The following is a 15,415-nucleotide window of genomic DNA, read 5'->3' on the forward strand; positions in this document are numbered from 1 at the left end:
GGCGAACGGGCCGGACGGGATCGCGGGACGGCGGCGCCGGTCGCGACCGGATGATCGTGGGAACGGGATGACAGCGGACGTACTGCCGGTCCCTTCGAAGAAGTATTGTCGCCCTCTGTGAAGAACCTGCTCGACCAGATCAACACCCCGTCCAGGGTCGTCGTGCTGGCGTTCCTGACCGCGGTCCTCAGCGGGACGGGGCTGCTCCTGCTGCCGGTCTCGGTCGAGGACGGGGTGTCGGCCTCGTGGACGTCCGCGCTGTTCACCGCCACCTCGGCGGTGTGCGTGACCGGGCTCGCCGTGCACGACACCGCGGCGCACTGGTCGGTCTTCGGTGAGGTCGTGCTGATGGTGCTGATGCAGATCGGCGGCTTCGGGATCATGACGCTCTCCTCGATCCTCGCATTGATCGTCTCCGGCAAGCTCGGCCTTCGGGCGCGTCTCAACACCCAGGCCGAGACCAAGACCCTGGGGCCCGGCGACGTGCGCCAGGTGATCGTGGGGGTCGCCAAGGTCACCCTGGTCGCCGAGGTGCTGACCGCCACCGTGCTCGCCGTCCGATTCGTGGTCGGGTACGGGGAGCCGGTCGGCCGCGCCGTGTACTACGGGGTCTTCCACGCGGTCTCGTCGTTCACCAACGGCGGGTTCGCGCTCTGGCCGGACAGCATGATGAGGTTCGTCCGCGATCCGTGGATCTGCATCCCGCTCATGCTGGCGGTGGTCGCCGGCGGTCTCGGCTTCCCCGTGTACGCCGTGCTGCGCGAGCACTGGCGCCGCCCGTCGCGCTGGAGCCTGCACGCCAAGATCACGTTGGGGACGACCGCCGTCCTGTTCTTCGGCGGCGCGCTGGCCATCACCGCCACCGAGTGGAACAACCCCCAGACGATGGGCGGACTCTCCCCGGGCCTGCGGATCATGGCCGGGTTCTTCCACAGCGCGATGACCCGCAGCGGCGGGCTGAACTCGGTGGACACCTCGCAGATGAACGAGAACTCCTGGCTGATCAGCGACGTGCTGATGTTCATCGGGGCGGGCAGCGCGAGCACCGGGGGCGGCATCAAGGTGACCACGTTCGCGCTCCTGGGGTTCGTGATCCTCGCCGAGCTGCGCGGCGAGCCGGACGTCACGGCGGGCCGCCGCCGCATCCCCGAGCAGCTCCAGCGCCAGGCGCTGACGATCGCCCTGCTGAGCGTGGCGTCGGTCACCGTCGGCACGCTCGTCATGATGGCGGTCACCCCGTTCAACCTCGACCGCGTACTGTTCGAGGTGGTCTCCGCCTTCGGCACGGTCGGGTTGTCGACGGGGATCACCGCCGACGTGGGCGCCGAGGGACATCTGGTCCTGACCACCCTGATGTTCGTGGGACGGCTCGGGCCGGTGACGCTGGGCGCCGCGCTGGCACTGCACGTGCAGACCCGTCGGTTCCGATACCCGGAGGAGGGTCCCCTCGTTGGTTGACAAGAGAAACCGCCACGAAGCGGTCGCGGTGATCGGCCTGGGCCGGTTCGGCGGCGCCCTGGCGATGGAGCTGGTGGGACGGGACGTCGAGGTGCTGGGCGTGGACAACGACCCCAAGAACGTGCAGCACTTCTCCGGCCGCCTCACCCACGTGGTGAGCGCCGACTCCACCGATCCCGACGCACTGGCCCAGCTCGGCATCGGCGAGTTCGGCAGGGCCGTGGTCGGCATCGGCACCGACATCGAGGCGAGCATCCTGACCACCTCGATCCTGGCCGACCTGGAGGTGACCTCCATCTGGGCCAAGTCGATCAGCCTGCAGCACAGCCGCATCCTGCGGCGGGTCGGCGCGCACCACGTGGTGCAGCCCGAGCACGACATGGGCGAGCGGGTCGCGCACCTCGTCACCGGGCGGATGCTCGACTACGTGGAGGTCGACGAGGGGTACGCCATGATCAAGACCATGGCGCCGCGCTGGGCGGACGGCAAGACCCTGGGCTCGCTGGGGATCCGCAGCGAGTACGGGGTCACCGTGGTCGGGATCAAGAAACCCGGCACCGGGTTCACCTACGCCGCCTCCGACACCCTGATCCAGAACGGCGACACCCTGCTCGTGGCTGGTGAGACCACCAGCGCCGAGCGGTTCGCCGAGGAGACCTGAGCCACCGTCCCCGGACCGGCGGGGACCGTCCCGGCCGGCGGGGCCCGGACGGCTCAGCGGGCCTCCGGGGCCTCCCCGTGCCGCCTGATGAGGGCGGACAGCTCGCGGACCTGGCGGACGGTGCGCTCCTTCTCCGACCCCTGCATGCCCATGGCCCCCACGGTGACGCCGTCGGTGAAGTCGATCTTCGCCCACGGCTCGCTCTCGGTCAGGCTGACCCCCAGCACCTGCGACCACTCGTAGCGGCGCACCCGCAGCGGGTTGACGACGGTGATCCCCCGCTCGTCGGCCTCCACACGGCACCGTCCCAGCAGGTGGAGGACCCCGGCGATCACGAGGCCGAGCACGACCATCGCGATCCTGTCGGCCAGGGTGAACGGATCGGGCAGGAAGACCGCCATCAGCACCGCGCCGACGACGATCACGCTCGCGAAGCCGTAGGCCGCGATCCGCCCGGTCCTCGGCCGCCACACGACGGGCAGCGGGGGCGGGGAGACGCTCTCCGGGCTCACTGTCAGATCACGATCCTTCGGAAGAACCGGCGCCTGCGGGAAACCGGCGCCCTCGGGAAGACCGGCGCCCTCGGCTGACCGGCGGCCGGAACGGCCACGACGACCACGACGACCGGTCGCGGCGCCGACGGCCGGTCGCGGCGCCGATGGAAACCTATCGCACGGTCGTGCCCGTCCCGTCGCACGGCACGGCACGGCACGGCACGGCACGGCGGGAGCGGCGCCGCACGGCACGCGGGAGCACCCGGCCACCGGTGACCGGCCGGTCACGCGCCCCTCCCCCGGCCTCCCCGGCTCCCCACCGGCCCGCCTCGGCCACCTCGGCCACCTCGGCCACCTCGGCCACCTCGACGCCCGCCCCGGCCTCTGGCCACCGGCCCGGTCGGCGTGACCGGGCCGGTGGCGCGGATCTCCGGCCGTCGCGTCAGAAGCCCGCCGTGACGGTCTTCTGCGAGCGCAGCTCCCTCAGCAGCAGCGCCGTCTCCAGCGCCGCGACGGTGGCCTCGTACCCCTTGTCCTCGTGGCTGCCGGCCACGCCCGACCGGTCGACGGCCTGCTCCAGCGAGTCGCAGGTCAGCACGCCGTTGCCGATCGGCACCTCCTCGTCCAGGGAGATCCGGGTCAGGCCCGAGGTGACGGAGTCGCAGACGTACTCGAAATGGGCGGTCTCACCGCGGATCACCGCGCCCAGGGCGACGACCGCGTCGCACCGCCGGGCCAGCGCCTGGGCCACCACCGGGATCTCCAGCGATCCGGCCACCCGGACCACCGTCACCTCCGCGCCGCTGTCCCGTCCGGCCTGCACGGCCCGCGCCACGAGCTGATCGGTGATCTGCCCGTGCCAGCGGGCGGCGACCAGGCCGAGGGTCAGCCCGCCGGCCTCGACGGCCGACGCCGCCGGTCGTCCGGTACCGCTCATGTGTCCTCCCGGGGAATGTCGTGGCCGAGGCGGTCGCGCTTGGCCGACAGGTACTTCTCGTTGTACGGGTTCATCGCCACCGGCATGGGCTCGCGGCCGAGCACCTTGACGCCGTAGCCGTCCATGCCGCGCAGCTTGGCCGGGTTGTTGGTCAGCAGCCGGGCCGACTTCACGCCCAGGTCTGCGAGGATCTGCCCGGCGTTGGAGAACTCCCGCGCGTCCACCGGCAGCCCGAGCTCCAGGTTGGCGTCGACGGTGTCGCTCCCGCCGTCCTGGAGGCTGTAGGCCCGGAGCTTGGCCAGCAGCCCGATCCCGCGTCCCTCGTGGCCGCGCAGGTAGACGATCACGCCCCGTCCCTCCGCGGCGATCCGCGACATCGCGTGCTCCAGCTGGACCCCGCAGTCGCAGCGCAGCGAGCCGAGCACGTCCCCGGTCAGGCACTCGGAGTGCGCCCGGACCATGACGTTCTCGCCGTCGTCGAGGTCGCCGAAGACCAGGGCCAGGTGCTCGCCGCCGTCCAGGGAGCTGGCGAAGCCGTACGCCCGCCAGACGCCGAACCTGTTGGGCAGCCTCGTCTCGGCGACCCGGGTCACCATCCGCTCGGTCCGCCGCCTGAACTCCACGAGCTGCTCGATCGAGACCAGCGCCAGGTCGTGCTCGTCGCAGAAGACGCGCAGCTCCGGCAGGCGCATCATGGTCCCGTCGTCGTTGACGACCTCGGCGAGCACGCCCGCCTCGCTCAGCCCGGCGAGCCTGGCCAGGTCCACGGCCGCCTCGGTGTGACCGCGCCTGGCCAGCACGCCGCCCGCGCGGTAGCGGAGCGGGAAGACGTGTCCCGGCCGTACCAGGTGGGCCGGTTCGGTCTCCGGGTCGCTCAGGGCACGGATCGTCCGGGCCCGGTCCGCGGCGGAGATGCCGGTGCTCACCCCGTCACGTGCGTCCACGCTGATCGTGTACGCGGTGCGCAGGCGTTCCCGGTTGTCGCGCACCATCAGCGGCAGGCCGAGCCGGTCGAGGTCCTCGCCGAGCATCGGCACGCAGATCACGCCGCTGGTGTGACGGATGGTGAAGGCCAGCAGTTCCGGCGTGGCCGCGGACGCGGCGAAGATGATGTCGCCCTCGTTCTCGCGGTTCTCGTCGTCGACGACCACGACGGCCCTGCCCTCGCGGATGTCGGTGATCGCGCGCTCGATGGGGTCCAGCCTGGTCACACGGCCTCCTCGGGGACGAGCACGGTCCGGGACCGGTACTCCTTGAGCCAGTTGACGAATCCGATCAGCACGAGCACGAAGAACAACCCGTAGACGGCCCCCGAGACGACGAGCCCGGAGCTGAAGGCCAGCGGCACGCCCACCAGGTCCACGGCGACCCAAATGATCCAGAAGTCCACCAGGGCGCGGCCCTGGGCCCAGGTGGCGACGGCGCTGCCGACGAAGATGTAGGCGTCCGCGGCGACCAGGAAGTAGCCCTTGGGCAGGGGGGCGTGCGCGCCCCAGGACAGGCCGGTGAAGAAGAAGAACACGGCGACCACGGCGGTGCCCGCGATCATCACCCCGGCCAGGACGAGCCGCTCGCGCCCGGTGGCGGGGCGCACCGGCAGCTCCCGGCCGTCCTGGGTGCCGCGCGACCAGCGCCACCAGCCGTACACGGCCAGCGCGCCGAACATGATCTGCTTGAGGGCGTTGCCGGTGAGGCCGGCGCTGACGGAGGCGGCCAGCAGCAGTACCGACCCGGTGAGCTGGACCGGCCAGGTCCACAGCGACTTGCGCATCGCCAGCAGCACCGTGGCCAGCGCGGCCACGTTCCCCACCAGGTCGGTCCAGAGCACCTTGGTCCCCAGGACCATGAATCCCGCCTGGGCCCAGTTCACGACACGCCTCCCCGCACGGTCGCGCCGTTGCCGCCGCTCCGCCCGCCCGCTCCGGGCGAGGAAGCCCCGGCCGAGGGAGTCGCGGGTGAGGGAGCCGCGGGTGAGGGAGCCGCGGTGTAGGCGCCGACCAGCTTCTCCACGTGCTTGGCGATCACGTCCACCTCGAGGTTCACCGGGTCGCCGAGGCCCTTGGCGCCGAGGGTGGTCAGGCGCAGGGTGGTGGGGATCAGGCTGACGGCGAAGCCGTCGCGGTCGACGTCCATCACGGTCAGGCTGACGCCGTCGACGGCGATCGAGCCCTTCTCGACCACGTAGCGGTCCAGCCCGGGCGGCAGGGAGATCCGGACGACCTCCCAGTGCTCGGCGGGCTCGCGCGCGAGCAGCGTCCCCGTACCGTCCACGTGACCCTGCACGATGTGGCCGCCCAGCCGCTGGTCGGCGCGGACCGCGCGCTCCAGGTTGACCAGGGACCCGGTCTCCAGCGCGCCCAGGCAGCTGCGGTCCAGGGTCTCCTTCATCACGTCGGCGGTGAACACCTCGCCGCGCACGTCCACCACGGTCAGGCAGACGCCGTTGACCGCGATCGAGTCACCGTGCCCGGCGTCGGCGGTGACCGTTCCGCCGCGGATCGACAGCCGGGCCGCGTCGGTCAGCGGCTCGATCCCGGCGATCTCGCCGAGCTCTTCGACGATTCCGGTGAACATTCACGACTCCTTCGGGGGACCGGCGGGATACAGGAGGGCGTCCGGGGGCGCGAGGCGGCCCGGCAGGAGAGGCCGGGGGGTGAGGGGGACCCGGCACCGCGCGGGGCGGGCGGCGGGGGACGACGGGCGGGCCGGCCTCGCCACGAGGGCGGCGGAGACGGGCCGGGACCGCGCCGTCAGGTCGCCCGGACGGGCCGGACACGGCCGGGCGAGCCGGGACGAGGGCCGCGGCCGGGGGCCGGGACAGGCATACGAACACGGGACGCCGGGGCCTGTGCGGCCGGGCGGACGGTGGTGGGGGGCGGCGGTGCCGTGTCCGTGAGGGACGTGCCCGGCCGCCCGGCGCCTCAGCGCCGGATCAGTCACCCGAGGTCTCCTACTCGCCAGTAGCTTTCTGCCACGGCGGCCCCGGGGATCGACGGGTGCGTACACCCGATAAGCGGAGGGTGCCCGAAGGCACACTCCGCTCGCGCGCTTCCTCCCATCCGGACTTTAACCGTCGGTCCTGGAGTTCCACCAGGTCAACCGGTCGATGGCCTCGACCGGGTCGCGGACTGTAACCGCCGGCTCGGAATTTCACCGACCCCGGAGCACGCTGCTCGCACTGTCACGGAAGGCGGACCGCGCAGCGGCCCGGCCTTTCCGTACACCAGTGTGCCATGTACGGCAAACCACGCCACACGAGAGTCCAGGATTCGGAACAGGAGAGCACGCCAGAGGACGTCAGGCCGCGCGCTCGGAGACCGCCCTGCGGGCCCTGCGCGCGTCCGGGGAGTAGCGCACCGGGGCGGGCACCAGGCCGATCCCGGTGTGCAGCGCCCGCAGCGAGGCCGTCGCCCACAGGTCGCCCAGCGGGCTGCCGGGAAGCCCGTACAGCCTGCGGGCCCAGCGCGGCAGGGTGGCGAAGGCGAGCAGGGTGATCAGCGGGAACATCGGCTTGAGCGCGGTCAGCCTGGCCGGGAGCGGGGCGTTGAGCGACTGCCGCAGCGGGTGGGGCACCTCGGGCGCGAAGTACAGCCCCGGCCGGCAGGCCCGGATGTAGTCGTCCATCTCGCCGACCGAGCCGGGCACGTCCTCGGGCCGCAGGCCGACGACCTCGGCGGCGCGGCGCCACTCGGCCACGAACCGGTCGGCCTCCTCGTCGCTCAGCCGCACCCCGGCCCTGCGGGCCACCGAGAGGTAGGAGTCGACCTCCCCGACGTGCACCCACAGCAGCGCGGCCGGGTCGTCGAGACGGAACCGCTCGCCGGTGTCGAGATCGAGGGCGGTGAGGCCGGCGTGAATCTTTCTGACCCTGGCCCCTGCGCGGGCGACCTCCTCGGTCGTACCGTAGGTGCGTACCCGTACGAACTCGGTCGTGCGCAGGAAGCGGGACCACGCCTCCGCGGGGTCCATCAGCGCGGAGTTCTGCGCGACCCCGCGCATGGCACGAGGATGCAGCCCCTGCATCAGCAACGCCCGGAAACCCCCGACGAGCAGGATCGGCTCCCCCATCACCTTCCAGGTCACCGACTCCGGACCGAACAGTCCGTGATCCATGCGCCACCTCCCTCGTAAGCGGGTAGTTACCCTACCCGGAGGGCCGGACACCTTTGTCCCAGGTCCGTGACACGAGCGGGACGGGATCGGGACCCGCGTGTCACCACCACGTCATGGGCGTGTCACAGATCCGTGAAAAGCAGTCTTTGGATGCCTTAATTGTGGCATCTCACCCCCTGGGTGCGTCAACGGAATTGAAGCTACAAACAGGTGGAAATTACACAACAATAAAATGAGTAACGGGTAGACCATTGATTTGACCTCGACTGTTTTGCGATGGTTCCAAGGATCCCGCTCAGCCATGCTCGTTGGGGGCACCCGCACGATGACCATCCCTGCACCAGCCGCGACCACGATCGGGGAGCCCTCCGCGGTGAGGACACCGGAGACGGTGGGCCGCTCCCCCGGCCAGCTGATGTGGCTGCGCTTCCGCCGCGACCGCACCGGGCTCGTCTCGGCCGGCGTGGTGATCTTCTTCTTCCTCGTGGCGATCCTCGCGCCGGTCATCTCCTGGCTCTACGGCAAGGACCCCTACGTCCTGTACGGCCAGGACACCCCCGGCCTGCTGAACGACTTCGGCTACCCGATCCGGCCCAACGGCGGCATCAGCTCCGAGTTCTGGTTCGGCATCGAGCCGAACCTGGGCCGGGACGTGTTCATGCAGCTCGTCTACGGCATCAGGACCTCGCTGTCGATCGCGGTGGCCGCGACGATCATCACGACCTGCATCGGCATCGTGATGGGCATCGTCGCCGGGTACACCGGAGGCAGGACCGACTACCTGATCGGCCGGCTGATCGACATCCTGCTGTCGTTCCCCTCGGTGCTGTTCATCATCGCGTTCATGCCGGTGGTGGAGAACCTCTTCGTCGCCTCCGACGAGGAGACGCCGGTCTGGCTCCGCGCGGTCACGCTCGTGATCGTGCTCACCGTCTTCGGCTGGGCCGGGCTGGCGCGGCTGCTGCGCGGCCAGGTGCTCTCGCTGCGCGAGCGGGAGTTCGTCGAGGCCGCCCGGGTCACCGGCGCCTCCCCGTTCCGGATCATCTTCAAGGAGCTGCTGCCGAACCTGTGGACGCCCATCCTGATCCAGTCGACGCTGCTGCTGCCGGCGCTGGTGACGGCCGAGGCCGCGCTCTCCTTCCTGGGCGTCGGCATGATCGAGCCCATCCCCGACTGGGGCCGGATGTTCCTGCGCGGCACCGAGGTCTACCGGAACGACATCACCTACCTCATCTTCCCGGGCGCAGCTCTGCTGATCTTCGTGATCGCGTTCAACCTTCTGGGTGACTCGATCCGCGACGCCTTCGACCCCAAGCTCAAGCGTTAGATCCGAATAGGAGAAAGATGACAGTCCGTACGCGGTCAGCGATGGCCGTACTCGCCATAAGCGCGCTCGCATTCACCAGCGCGTGCGCGGAGGGCAACCAGGGAGCCCCCGCCGCCCCCAGCGGCTCCTCCGGCGCGGCCGTCCCCTCGGCCGAGCCGTTCAAGGCGCCGACGATCACGGTCGGCACGGCGGACGACTCCAAGGGTCCCGCCATCGAGCCGGAGGGCGTCGTCAAGGGCGGCACCGTCACGATGATGGACCGTGACGACTTCTCCCACATGGACCCGGCCCAGCTCTACGTCAACACCGAGACCAACTTCTCCCTCCTGATCAACCGCGGCCTGACCGGCTACAAGCGGGTCGCCAAGGGCGAGTACAAGCTGGTCGGCGACCTGGCCACCGACGCGGGCACCCCCTCCGACGGCGGCAAGACCTGGACCTTCACCCTCAAGGACGGCGTGAAGTGGCAGGACGGCACGCCGATCACGTCCGAGGACGTCAAGTGGAGCATGGAGCGGACGTTCGCCTCGTTCGTCACCCAGGGCCCCACCTACATCCAGCAGTGGCTGACCGAGACCGACCACAAGAAGGCCTACCAGGGCCCCTATGACGGCAAGCGCCTCGACAACATCGAGACGCCGGACGACAAGACGATCGTCTACAAGTTCAAGACGCCGCACGCCGACGCCAACTACGCCTTCGCGATGGGCGGCTACGGCATCGTGCCCAAGGCCAAGGACACCAAGGAGAAGTACGACAAGGAGCCCTTCTCCAGCGGCCCGTACATCATCAAGAGCCACGTGGTCGACAAGACCATCGACCTTGAGCGCAACCCCAACTGGGACCCGGCGACCGACCCGATCCGCGGCGCCTACCCCGACAAGTGGCACCTGGAGTTCGGCCAGGAGGCCCTGCAGATCACCGACCGCCTGATGGCGGACGCGGGCGCCGACCAGACCGCCTTCACCTTCTACGCGACCGTTCCCCCGGAGCGGCTGCAGCAGGTGCTCGGCGACCCGTCCCTGGCCGGCCGTCTGCTCAAGAGCCCCTCGCCGTACGGCAACTACTACTACTTCAACCTCGACCGCATGAAGGACATCAAGGTCCGTCAGGCGATCAACCACGCGTGGCCGTCCAAGCAGATCCAGCAGGTCATGGGTGGCCCGCAGGCCGCCGCGCTGCCGACCACGATCCTCAACGAGAACACCACGGTCGGCTACGAGCCCTACGACCTGTTCGGCAAGACCACCAAGCCCGAGGGTGACGTGGAGAAGGCCAAGCAGCTGCTGGCCGAGTCGGGCAACCCGACGCCGACCGTCGTCTACGCCTACAACCAGACCCCGGTCCAGGAGCAGGTCACCGTGGTGATCAAGAACGCCCTGGAGAAGGCCGGCATCAAGGTCGTCGCCAAGCCGCTGGACCGCAAGACGTACTACGACTCGATCGGCAAGATCGAGAACGAGTTCGACATCTACTGGGGCGGCTGGGGTGCCGACTGGCCGTCCGGCTCGACCGTGATGCCCGTCATCTTCGGCCCGGTGGCCGACGGAGCGCCGAACTACTCGCACCTGAAGGACGAGGCGCTGACCAAGGAGATGGAGGAGATCATGGCGATGACCGACATCGACGCCCAGAACAAGGCGTGGATGGCGCTCGACAAGAAGATCCAGGAGACCATCACCCCGCTGGTCGTCGCTGAGAACAGGATCGCCAACACCCTGCACGGCTCCAAGGTGGGCGGCGTGGAGATCGACCCGCAGCAGTGGGTCGTCCCGCCGAACCAGATCTTCGTGAAGCCGTGACGCTCGCGAAGCCGTAGGAGACACCGACGGCCGCGGCCCCGCGGGAGGGGAGACGACCCTCCCGCGGGGCCGCGGCCAGGGGCCGCACGGCCCCCCACAGCGGTCCCAGTCATCTCGGGAAACAGGCAATGCTTCCATTCATCACTCGCCGTACGCTCGGCGCCGTGGTCACCCTCGTGATCATCTCCGCGGTGACCTTCTTCCTCTTCTTCGCGGTGCCCGCCGACCCCGCGAGGCTCGCCTGCGGCAAGGTGTGCCCGCCCGACCTGCTGGAGCAGGCGCGGCGCAACCTGGGACTGGACCAGCCGCTGTTCGCCCAGTTCGTGGCCTGGCTGGCCGGCATCTTCGTCGGCCGCGAGTACGAGGGACTGGGCAGCTGCCCGGCCCCCTGCCTGGGGTACTCCTTCGTCAACCGCGAGCCGGTGTTCGAGACGATCCTGGACCGGCTCCCGGTCACCGTCTCCCTCACCGTCGGCGCCGCGGCCATCTTCCTGGTCTTCGGCGTCCTGACCGGCATCGTCGCCGCGCTGCGCCAGGGCAAGCCGCTGGACAAGATCGCCAGCGTGGCCTCCCTGATCGGCGCCTCCGTGCAGATCTACTTCATCGGCACGCTCGCGCTGTACTTCCTCGTCTACAAGGGCCAGATCCTCGCCCAGCCCAAGTACCTGCCGTTCACCGAGAACCCGATCGCCTGGGCCGGTGGGCTGCTGCTGCCCTGGCTGGTGCTGGCGGTCATCTTCACCGCCAACTACACCCGCATGACGCGCTCGACCATGGTCGAGCAGCTCGGCGAGGACTACGTCCGCACCGCACGGGCCAAGGGCATGTCCGGCCGGAGCGTGGTGATGAGGTTCGCCCTGCGAGGTACCCTGACCCCCATCATCACCATCTTCGGCGTGGACCTCGGCACGCTGATCGGCGGGGCCATCATCACCGAGACCACCTTCGGCCTGCAGGGGCTCGGGCGCCTCTCGCTCAAGGCGGTGGACACCTCGGACCTGCCCATGCTGATGGGAACGGTGCTCGTGGCGGCCGGGGCGATCGTCTTCTTCAACATCGTCGTCGACGTCCTGTACGCCTTCATCGACCCCCGCGTGCGGCTGGGTTAGGAGTTCTGAAGAAAGTGTCGAACCCGTTCCTCTCGGTCCGTGACCTGACCGTCGACTTCCACACCGAGGACGGCGTCGTCCACGCGGTGGGCGGGCTCTCCTTCGACGTGGAGAAGGGCACCACGCTGGGCATCGTCGGCGAGTCCGGGTCCGGCAAGTCGGTGACCAACCTGACCGTGCTCGGCCTGCACAACCCGGAGACCACGCAGATCGGCGGAGAGATCCGGCTGGACGGCGAGGAGCTGATCGGCGCCTCGCGGTCCACCATGGAGAGGCTGCGCGGCAACAAGGTCGCGATGATCTTCCAGGACCCGCTGACCTCGCTCTCGCCGTACCACACCATCGGCAAGCAGATCTCCGAGGTCTACCGCAAGCACACCGGCGCGAGCCGGGGCGAGGCCAGGGCCCGCGCGATCGAGATGCTGACGCGGGTCGGCATCCCGCAGCCGAGGACCCGGGTCGACGACTACCCCCACCAGTTCTCCGGCGGCATGCGGCAGCGCGCGATGATCGCGATGGCGCTGGTCTGCGACCCCGACCTGCTGATCGCCGACGAGCCCACCACCGCGCTGGACGTGACCGTGCAGGCCCAGATCCTGGACCTGCTCAAGGAGCTCCAGGACCAGGAGGGCACCTCGATCATCCTGATCACCCACGACCTCGGCGTGGTCGCCAACACCGCGCACGAGGTGCTGGTGATGTACGCCGGGCGGGCGGTGGAGCGCGGCACCGTGCGGGAGGTCCTGCACGAGCCCCGCCACCCCTACACCTGGGGCCTGATGGCCTCCATGCCCCGGCTGAGCGGCCCGGTGGACGTGCCGCTGCGGCCGGTCCGCGGCACCCCGCCCAGCCTGCTCAACGTCCCGCCGGGCTGTCCCTTCCATCCCCGGTGCGACTACAAGGAACTGGCCGGTCCCGAGCTGTGCCGTTCCGAGCGGCCCGAGCTGTCCCCGCACCGCGGCCACGGCGACGCGTGCTACCTGACCCTCGCCCAGAAGCGGGAGATCGTGAAATGACCGAGACGACCGGCGAACCCCGCGGCGAGGCGCTGCTGGAGCTGTCCGGGCTGAAGAAGCACTTCCCGGTGATGGGCGGTGTCGTCTTCAAACGGCAGGTCGGCAAGGTCCACGCGGTGGACGGCATCGACCTGACCGTGCACCGCGGGGAGACGCTCGGCCTGGTCGGCGAGTCCGGCTGCGGCAAGTCCACGGCCGGACGGCTGGCCGCCCGCCTGCTGGAGCCCACCGAGGGCAGCATCCGCTACGCCGGGCGGGAGATCGGGCACGCCGGGCGCAAGGAGCTGAAGCCGATCCGCCCCGAGATCCAGATGATCTTCCAGGACCCGTACTCGTCGCTCAACCCGCGGCACACCGTGGGCACCATCGTCGGCGGCCCGATGGAGATCAACGGCATCGACCCGCCGGGCGGCAGGACCAGGCGCGTCCAGGAGCTCCTGGAGATCGTCGGGCTCAACCCCGAGCACTACAACCGGTTCCCGCACGAGTTCTCCGGCGGCCAGCGCCAGCGCATCGGGGTGGCCCGCGCGCTCGCCCTGAACCCCCGGCTGATCATCGCGGACGAGCCGGTCTCGGCCCTGGACGTCTCCATCCAGGCCCAGGTCGTCAACCTGCTCCAGCAGCTCCAGCGGGACATGGGGATCGCGTTCCTGTTCATCGCGCACGACCTGGCGATCGTGCGGCACTTCTCCCAGCGGGTCGCGGTCATGTACCTCGGCAAGATCGTGGAGATCGCCGACCGCGCCTCCCTGTACGAGCGCCCCCGCCACCCCTACACGCACGCGCTGCTGTCGGCGGTGCCCGAGGTGCTGGAGGACGAGGTGCCGCGCGAGCGCATCCGGCTGGCCGGGGACGTGCCCTCCCCGATCAACCCGCCGTCCGGCTGCCACTTCCGCACCCGCTGCTGGAAGGCCCAGGAGAAGTGCGCGGTCGAGGAGCCCCCGCTGGTCAGGCTGGAGGGCAACGCGGCGGGTCACCTGACCGCCTGCCACTTCCCCGAGCAGCCGACCGTGCACGGCGAGGACGTGGTGCTGGACCCGGCCCTGCAGCCGTGAGCGGATAGCCCTCCGGCCGTCCCGCCCTCCGGGGCGGCGAGGCCTTCGCGAAAGGCCGCCTTCCGACAGGGGAGGCGGCCTTTCGGCGTCACCGGGGTCCTGCGGGCGTCACCGTGGTCTTCCGGACGTTACCCGGGGGCTTGCGGCGTCGCCGGAGGGCCTTGCGGCGTCGCCGGGGGTTCAGTGCCACCGGAGGCTTGCGGCGTCACCGGGGGCCTTGCGGGTGTCCCGGGACGACCGGGGTCAGCGGCCCTTCGCCAGGGAGCGCAGGGCGTCGACCGCGCGGGCCGGGTCCTCGGCGCCGTAGACGGCGTTGCCCGCCACGAACACGTCGGCGCCCGCCTCGGCGCAGCGTTCGATCGTCGTCTCGGAGACGCCGCCGTCCACCTGGAGCCAGACCTGCCCGCCGTGCCGGTCGAGCAGCTCGCGGGTCCGGCGGATCTTGGGCAGGACCACGTCGAGGAACTTCTGCCCGCCGAAACCGGGGTCGACGGTCATCAGCAGCAGCATGTCGAGCTCGCCGAGCAGGTCCTCGTACGGCTCGACCGGGGTGGCCGGGTTGAGCGCCAGGCCGGCCCGGGCGCCGGCGCCGCGGATCTGGCGCAGCGTGCGCACCGGGGCCTTGGCGGCCTCGGCGTGGACGGTGACGCTCCCGGCCCCGGCCTCGGCGTAGGAGGGGGCCCAGCGGTCCGGGTCCTCGATCATGAGGTGGCAGTCGAGCGGCGTCGAGGTCGCCTTGAGCAGGGACTCGACGACCGGCAGCCCGAGGGTCAGGTTGGGCACGAAGTGGTTGTCCATGACATCCACGTGCAGCCAGTCGGCGTTGGGGACCGCCGCGGCCGCCTCGGCGAGGCGGGCGAAGTCGGCGGACAGGATGCTGGGCGAGATCTGTACGGCCATGATGCGCCGATTCTATGGGTCCCCCGCCTCCCGCTCCGCCCGGGACCCGGCCGGACGCACCCGGCTCCGGCCGGGACCCGGCAGGTCCGTCCCGGTCCGGTTCCGGCCCGGACCTCGCACGTTCGGTCCGGCTCGGGCTCACCCCGGCGTCGGGCCCGCTCCGGCCGGTCCCGGCGGAGCCGGGTCGCGGGCGCGGCGGGGCCGCTCAGTGACCGCCGCCCGCCAGGTTGAGGCCGACGACGCCGCAGAGGATGAGGAGGATCGAAGCGATCTTGAGGGGGGAGGCGTTCTCGCCCAGGAGGATCATGCCCAGCGCGGCGGTGCCGACGGCCCCGATGCCCGTCCAGACGGCGTAGGCCGTCCCCACGTCGAGGCTTCTCAGGGCGAGCGCGAGAAGACCGAAGCTGACGACGGCGGAGACGACGAAGCCCGCGGCCGGCAGCGGTACGGAGAACCCGTCACTGAGCTTGAGCGAGTAGGCCATGACGACCTCGAACAGACCCGCGACGACGACCAGGACCCAGGCCATGACAGACCCCTTCC

The 15,415-nt window shown here is 70.5% G+C and carries 15 protein-coding genes, 1 pseudogene and 1 riboswitch; of the genes and pseudogenes, 7 read left to right on the plus strand and 9 right to left on the minus strand.

Annotated features, from left to right (window positions below):
* Window positions 1-117: 117 nt before the first annotated feature.
* Complete coding sequence (locus ACIBCT_RS24600; RefSeq protein ID WP_399192206.1) at window positions 118-1,458, plus strand: TrkH family potassium uptake protein; 1,341 nt, start codon at window positions 118-120, stop codon at window positions 1,456-1,458.
* Window positions 1,451-2,119: a potassium channel family protein gene (locus ACIBCT_RS24605; protein ID WP_399192208.1), complete on the plus strand. Its 669-nt coding sequence runs from the start codon at window positions 1,451-1,453 to the stop codon at window positions 2,117-2,119. Before ACIBCT_RS24600 ends, ACIBCT_RS24605 begins: the two co-directional genes overlap by 8 nt.
* Window positions 2,120-2,172: 53 nt before the next feature.
* Here the strand turns inward: ACIBCT_RS24605 and ACIBCT_RS24610 are convergent, their stop codons facing one another.
* The 7 genes and pseudogenes from ACIBCT_RS24610 to ACIBCT_RS24640 form a co-directional block, all read right to left on the minus strand.
* On the minus strand, window positions 2,173-2,631 hold the full coding sequence (locus ACIBCT_RS24610; protein ID WP_399192210.1) for a PH domain-containing protein: 459 nt from the start codon (window positions 2,629-2,631) through the stop codon (window positions 2,173-2,175).
* A 154-nt stretch (window positions 2,632-2,785) separates the two neighbouring features.
* On the minus strand, window positions 2,786-2,968 hold the full coding sequence (locus tag ACIBCT_RS24615) for a hypothetical protein (protein WP_399192212.1): 183 nt from the start codon (window positions 2,966-2,968) through the stop codon (window positions 2,786-2,788).
* An 87-nt stretch (window positions 2,969-3,055) separates the two neighbouring features.
* Window positions 3,056-3,550, minus strand: coding sequence for a 6,7-dimethyl-8-ribityllumazine synthase (gene ribH, locus ACIBCT_RS24620; RefSeq protein WP_399192214.1), 495 nt, complete (start codon window positions 3,548-3,550; stop codon window positions 3,056-3,058).
* On the minus strand, window positions 3,547-4,761 hold the full coding sequence (locus tag ACIBCT_RS24625; protein WP_399192216.1) for a bifunctional 3,4-dihydroxy-2-butanone-4-phosphate synthase/GTP cyclohydrolase II: 1,215 nt from the start codon (window positions 4,759-4,761) through the stop codon (window positions 3,547-3,549). Before ACIBCT_RS24625 ends, ribH begins: the two co-directional genes overlap by 4 nt.
* Window positions 4,758-5,420: a nicotinamide riboside transporter PnuC gene (locus tag ACIBCT_RS24630; RefSeq protein WP_399192218.1), complete on the minus strand. Its 663-nt coding sequence runs from the start codon at window positions 5,418-5,420 to the stop codon at window positions 4,758-4,760. The genes ACIBCT_RS24625 and ACIBCT_RS24630 overlap by 4 nt, the downstream gene beginning before the upstream one ends.
* A 119-nt stretch (window positions 5,421-5,539) precedes the next feature.
* Window positions 5,540-6,124: pseudogene (locus tag ACIBCT_RS24635) on the minus strand (riboflavin synthase); the annotation flags it as partial.
* Window positions 6,125-6,591: 467 nt separating this feature from the next.
* A riboswitch (FMN riboswitch) is annotated at window positions 6,592-6,722 on the minus strand.
* A gap of 125 nt (window positions 6,723-6,847) precedes the next feature.
* Complete coding sequence (locus ACIBCT_RS24640) at window positions 6,848-7,663, minus strand: oxygenase MpaB family protein (protein ID WP_399192219.1); 816 nt, start codon at window positions 7,661-7,663, stop codon at window positions 6,848-6,850.
* Between the two features lie 301 nt (window positions 7,664-7,964).
* On the opposite strand from ACIBCT_RS24640, the gene ACIBCT_RS24645 reads away from it, so the two are divergent.
* The 5 genes from ACIBCT_RS24645 (at window position 7,965) to ACIBCT_RS24665 (ending at window position 13,972) form a co-directional block, all read left to right on the plus strand.
* Window positions 7,965-8,990, plus strand: a complete 1,026-nt coding sequence (locus ACIBCT_RS24645) for an ABC transporter permease (protein WP_399192221.1) — start codon at window positions 7,965-7,967, stop codon at window positions 8,988-8,990.
* 17 nt (window positions 8,991-9,007) lie between these two features.
* Window positions 9,008-10,792 carry an ABC transporter substrate-binding protein gene (locus ACIBCT_RS24650; protein WP_399192223.1) on the plus strand — a complete coding sequence of 595 codons (1,785 nt, stop codon included), beginning with the start codon at window positions 9,008-9,010 and terminating at the stop codon, window positions 10,790-10,792.
* Window positions 10,793-10,920: 128 nt separating this feature from the next.
* On the plus strand, window positions 10,921-11,901 hold the full coding sequence (locus ACIBCT_RS24655) for an ABC transporter permease (protein ID WP_399192225.1): 981 nt from the start codon (window positions 10,921-10,923) through the stop codon (window positions 11,899-11,901).
* 14 nt (window positions 11,902-11,915) lie between these two features.
* Complete coding sequence (locus ACIBCT_RS24660) at window positions 11,916-12,917, plus strand: ABC transporter ATP-binding protein (protein ID WP_399192227.1); 1,002 nt, start codon at window positions 11,916-11,918, stop codon at window positions 12,915-12,917.
* Window positions 12,914-13,972 (plus strand): ABC transporter ATP-binding protein, encoded by a 1,059-nt coding sequence (locus ACIBCT_RS24665; RefSeq protein ID WP_399192229.1) that lies wholly within the window; start codon window positions 12,914-12,916, stop codon window positions 13,970-13,972. The genes ACIBCT_RS24660 and ACIBCT_RS24665 overlap by 4 nt, the downstream gene beginning before the upstream one ends.
* Window positions 13,973-14,215: 243 nt before the next feature.
* Here the strand turns inward: ACIBCT_RS24665 and rpe are convergent, their stop codons facing one another.
* Together rpe and ACIBCT_RS24675 are read right to left on the minus strand one after the other, a co-directional pair.
* Window positions 14,216-14,872 carry a ribulose-phosphate 3-epimerase gene (gene rpe / locus ACIBCT_RS24670; protein ID WP_399192231.1) on the minus strand — a complete coding sequence of 219 codons (657 nt, stop codon included), beginning with the start codon at window positions 14,870-14,872 and terminating at the stop codon, window positions 14,216-14,218.
* Between the two features lie 205 nt (window positions 14,873-15,077).
* On the minus strand, window positions 15,078-15,401 hold the full coding sequence (locus tag ACIBCT_RS24675; RefSeq protein ID WP_399192233.1) for a DMT family transporter: 324 nt from the start codon (window positions 15,399-15,401) through the stop codon (window positions 15,078-15,080).
* Between the last annotated feature and the right edge of the window lie 14 nt (window positions 15,402-15,415).

The organism is Streptosporangium sp. NPDC050855 (assembly GCF_044456585.1).
Classification (GTDB): Bacteria; Actinomycetota; Actinomycetes; order Streptosporangiales; family Streptosporangiaceae; genus Streptosporangium; species Streptosporangium longisporum.

Bases quoted from the DNA above. Each gene is read 5' to 3' on its own strand.
- ribH (WP_399192214.1), bottom strand. From the start codon at position 3,550: ATGAGCGGTACCGGACGACCGGCGGCGTCGGCCGTCGAGGCCGGCGGG.
- ACIBCT_RS24675 (WP_399192233.1), bottom strand. From the start codon at position 15,401: ATGGCCTGGGTCCTGGTCGTCGTCGCGGGTCTGTTCGAGGTCGTCATG.
- ACIBCT_RS24665 (WP_399192229.1), top strand. From the start codon at position 12,914: ATGACCGAGACGACCGGCGAACCCCGCGGCGAGGCGCTGCTGGAGCTG.
- ACIBCT_RS24645 (WP_399192221.1), top strand. From the start codon at position 7,965: ATGCTCGTTGGGGGCACCCGCACGATGACCATCCCTGCACCAGCCGCG.
- ACIBCT_RS24640 (WP_399192219.1), bottom strand. From the start codon at position 7,663: ATGGATCACGGACTGTTCGGTCCGGAGTCGGTGACCTGGAAGGTGATG.
- rpe (WP_399192231.1), bottom strand. From the start codon at position 14,872: ATGGCCGTACAGATCTCGCCCAGCATCCTGTCCGCCGACTTCGCCCGC.
- ACIBCT_RS24650 (WP_399192223.1), top strand. From the start codon at position 9,008: ATGACAGTCCGTACGCGGTCAGCGATGGCCGTACTCGCCATAAGCGCG.
- ACIBCT_RS24655 (WP_399192225.1), top strand. From the start codon at position 10,921: ATGCTTCCATTCATCACTCGCCGTACGCTCGGCGCCGTGGTCACCCTC.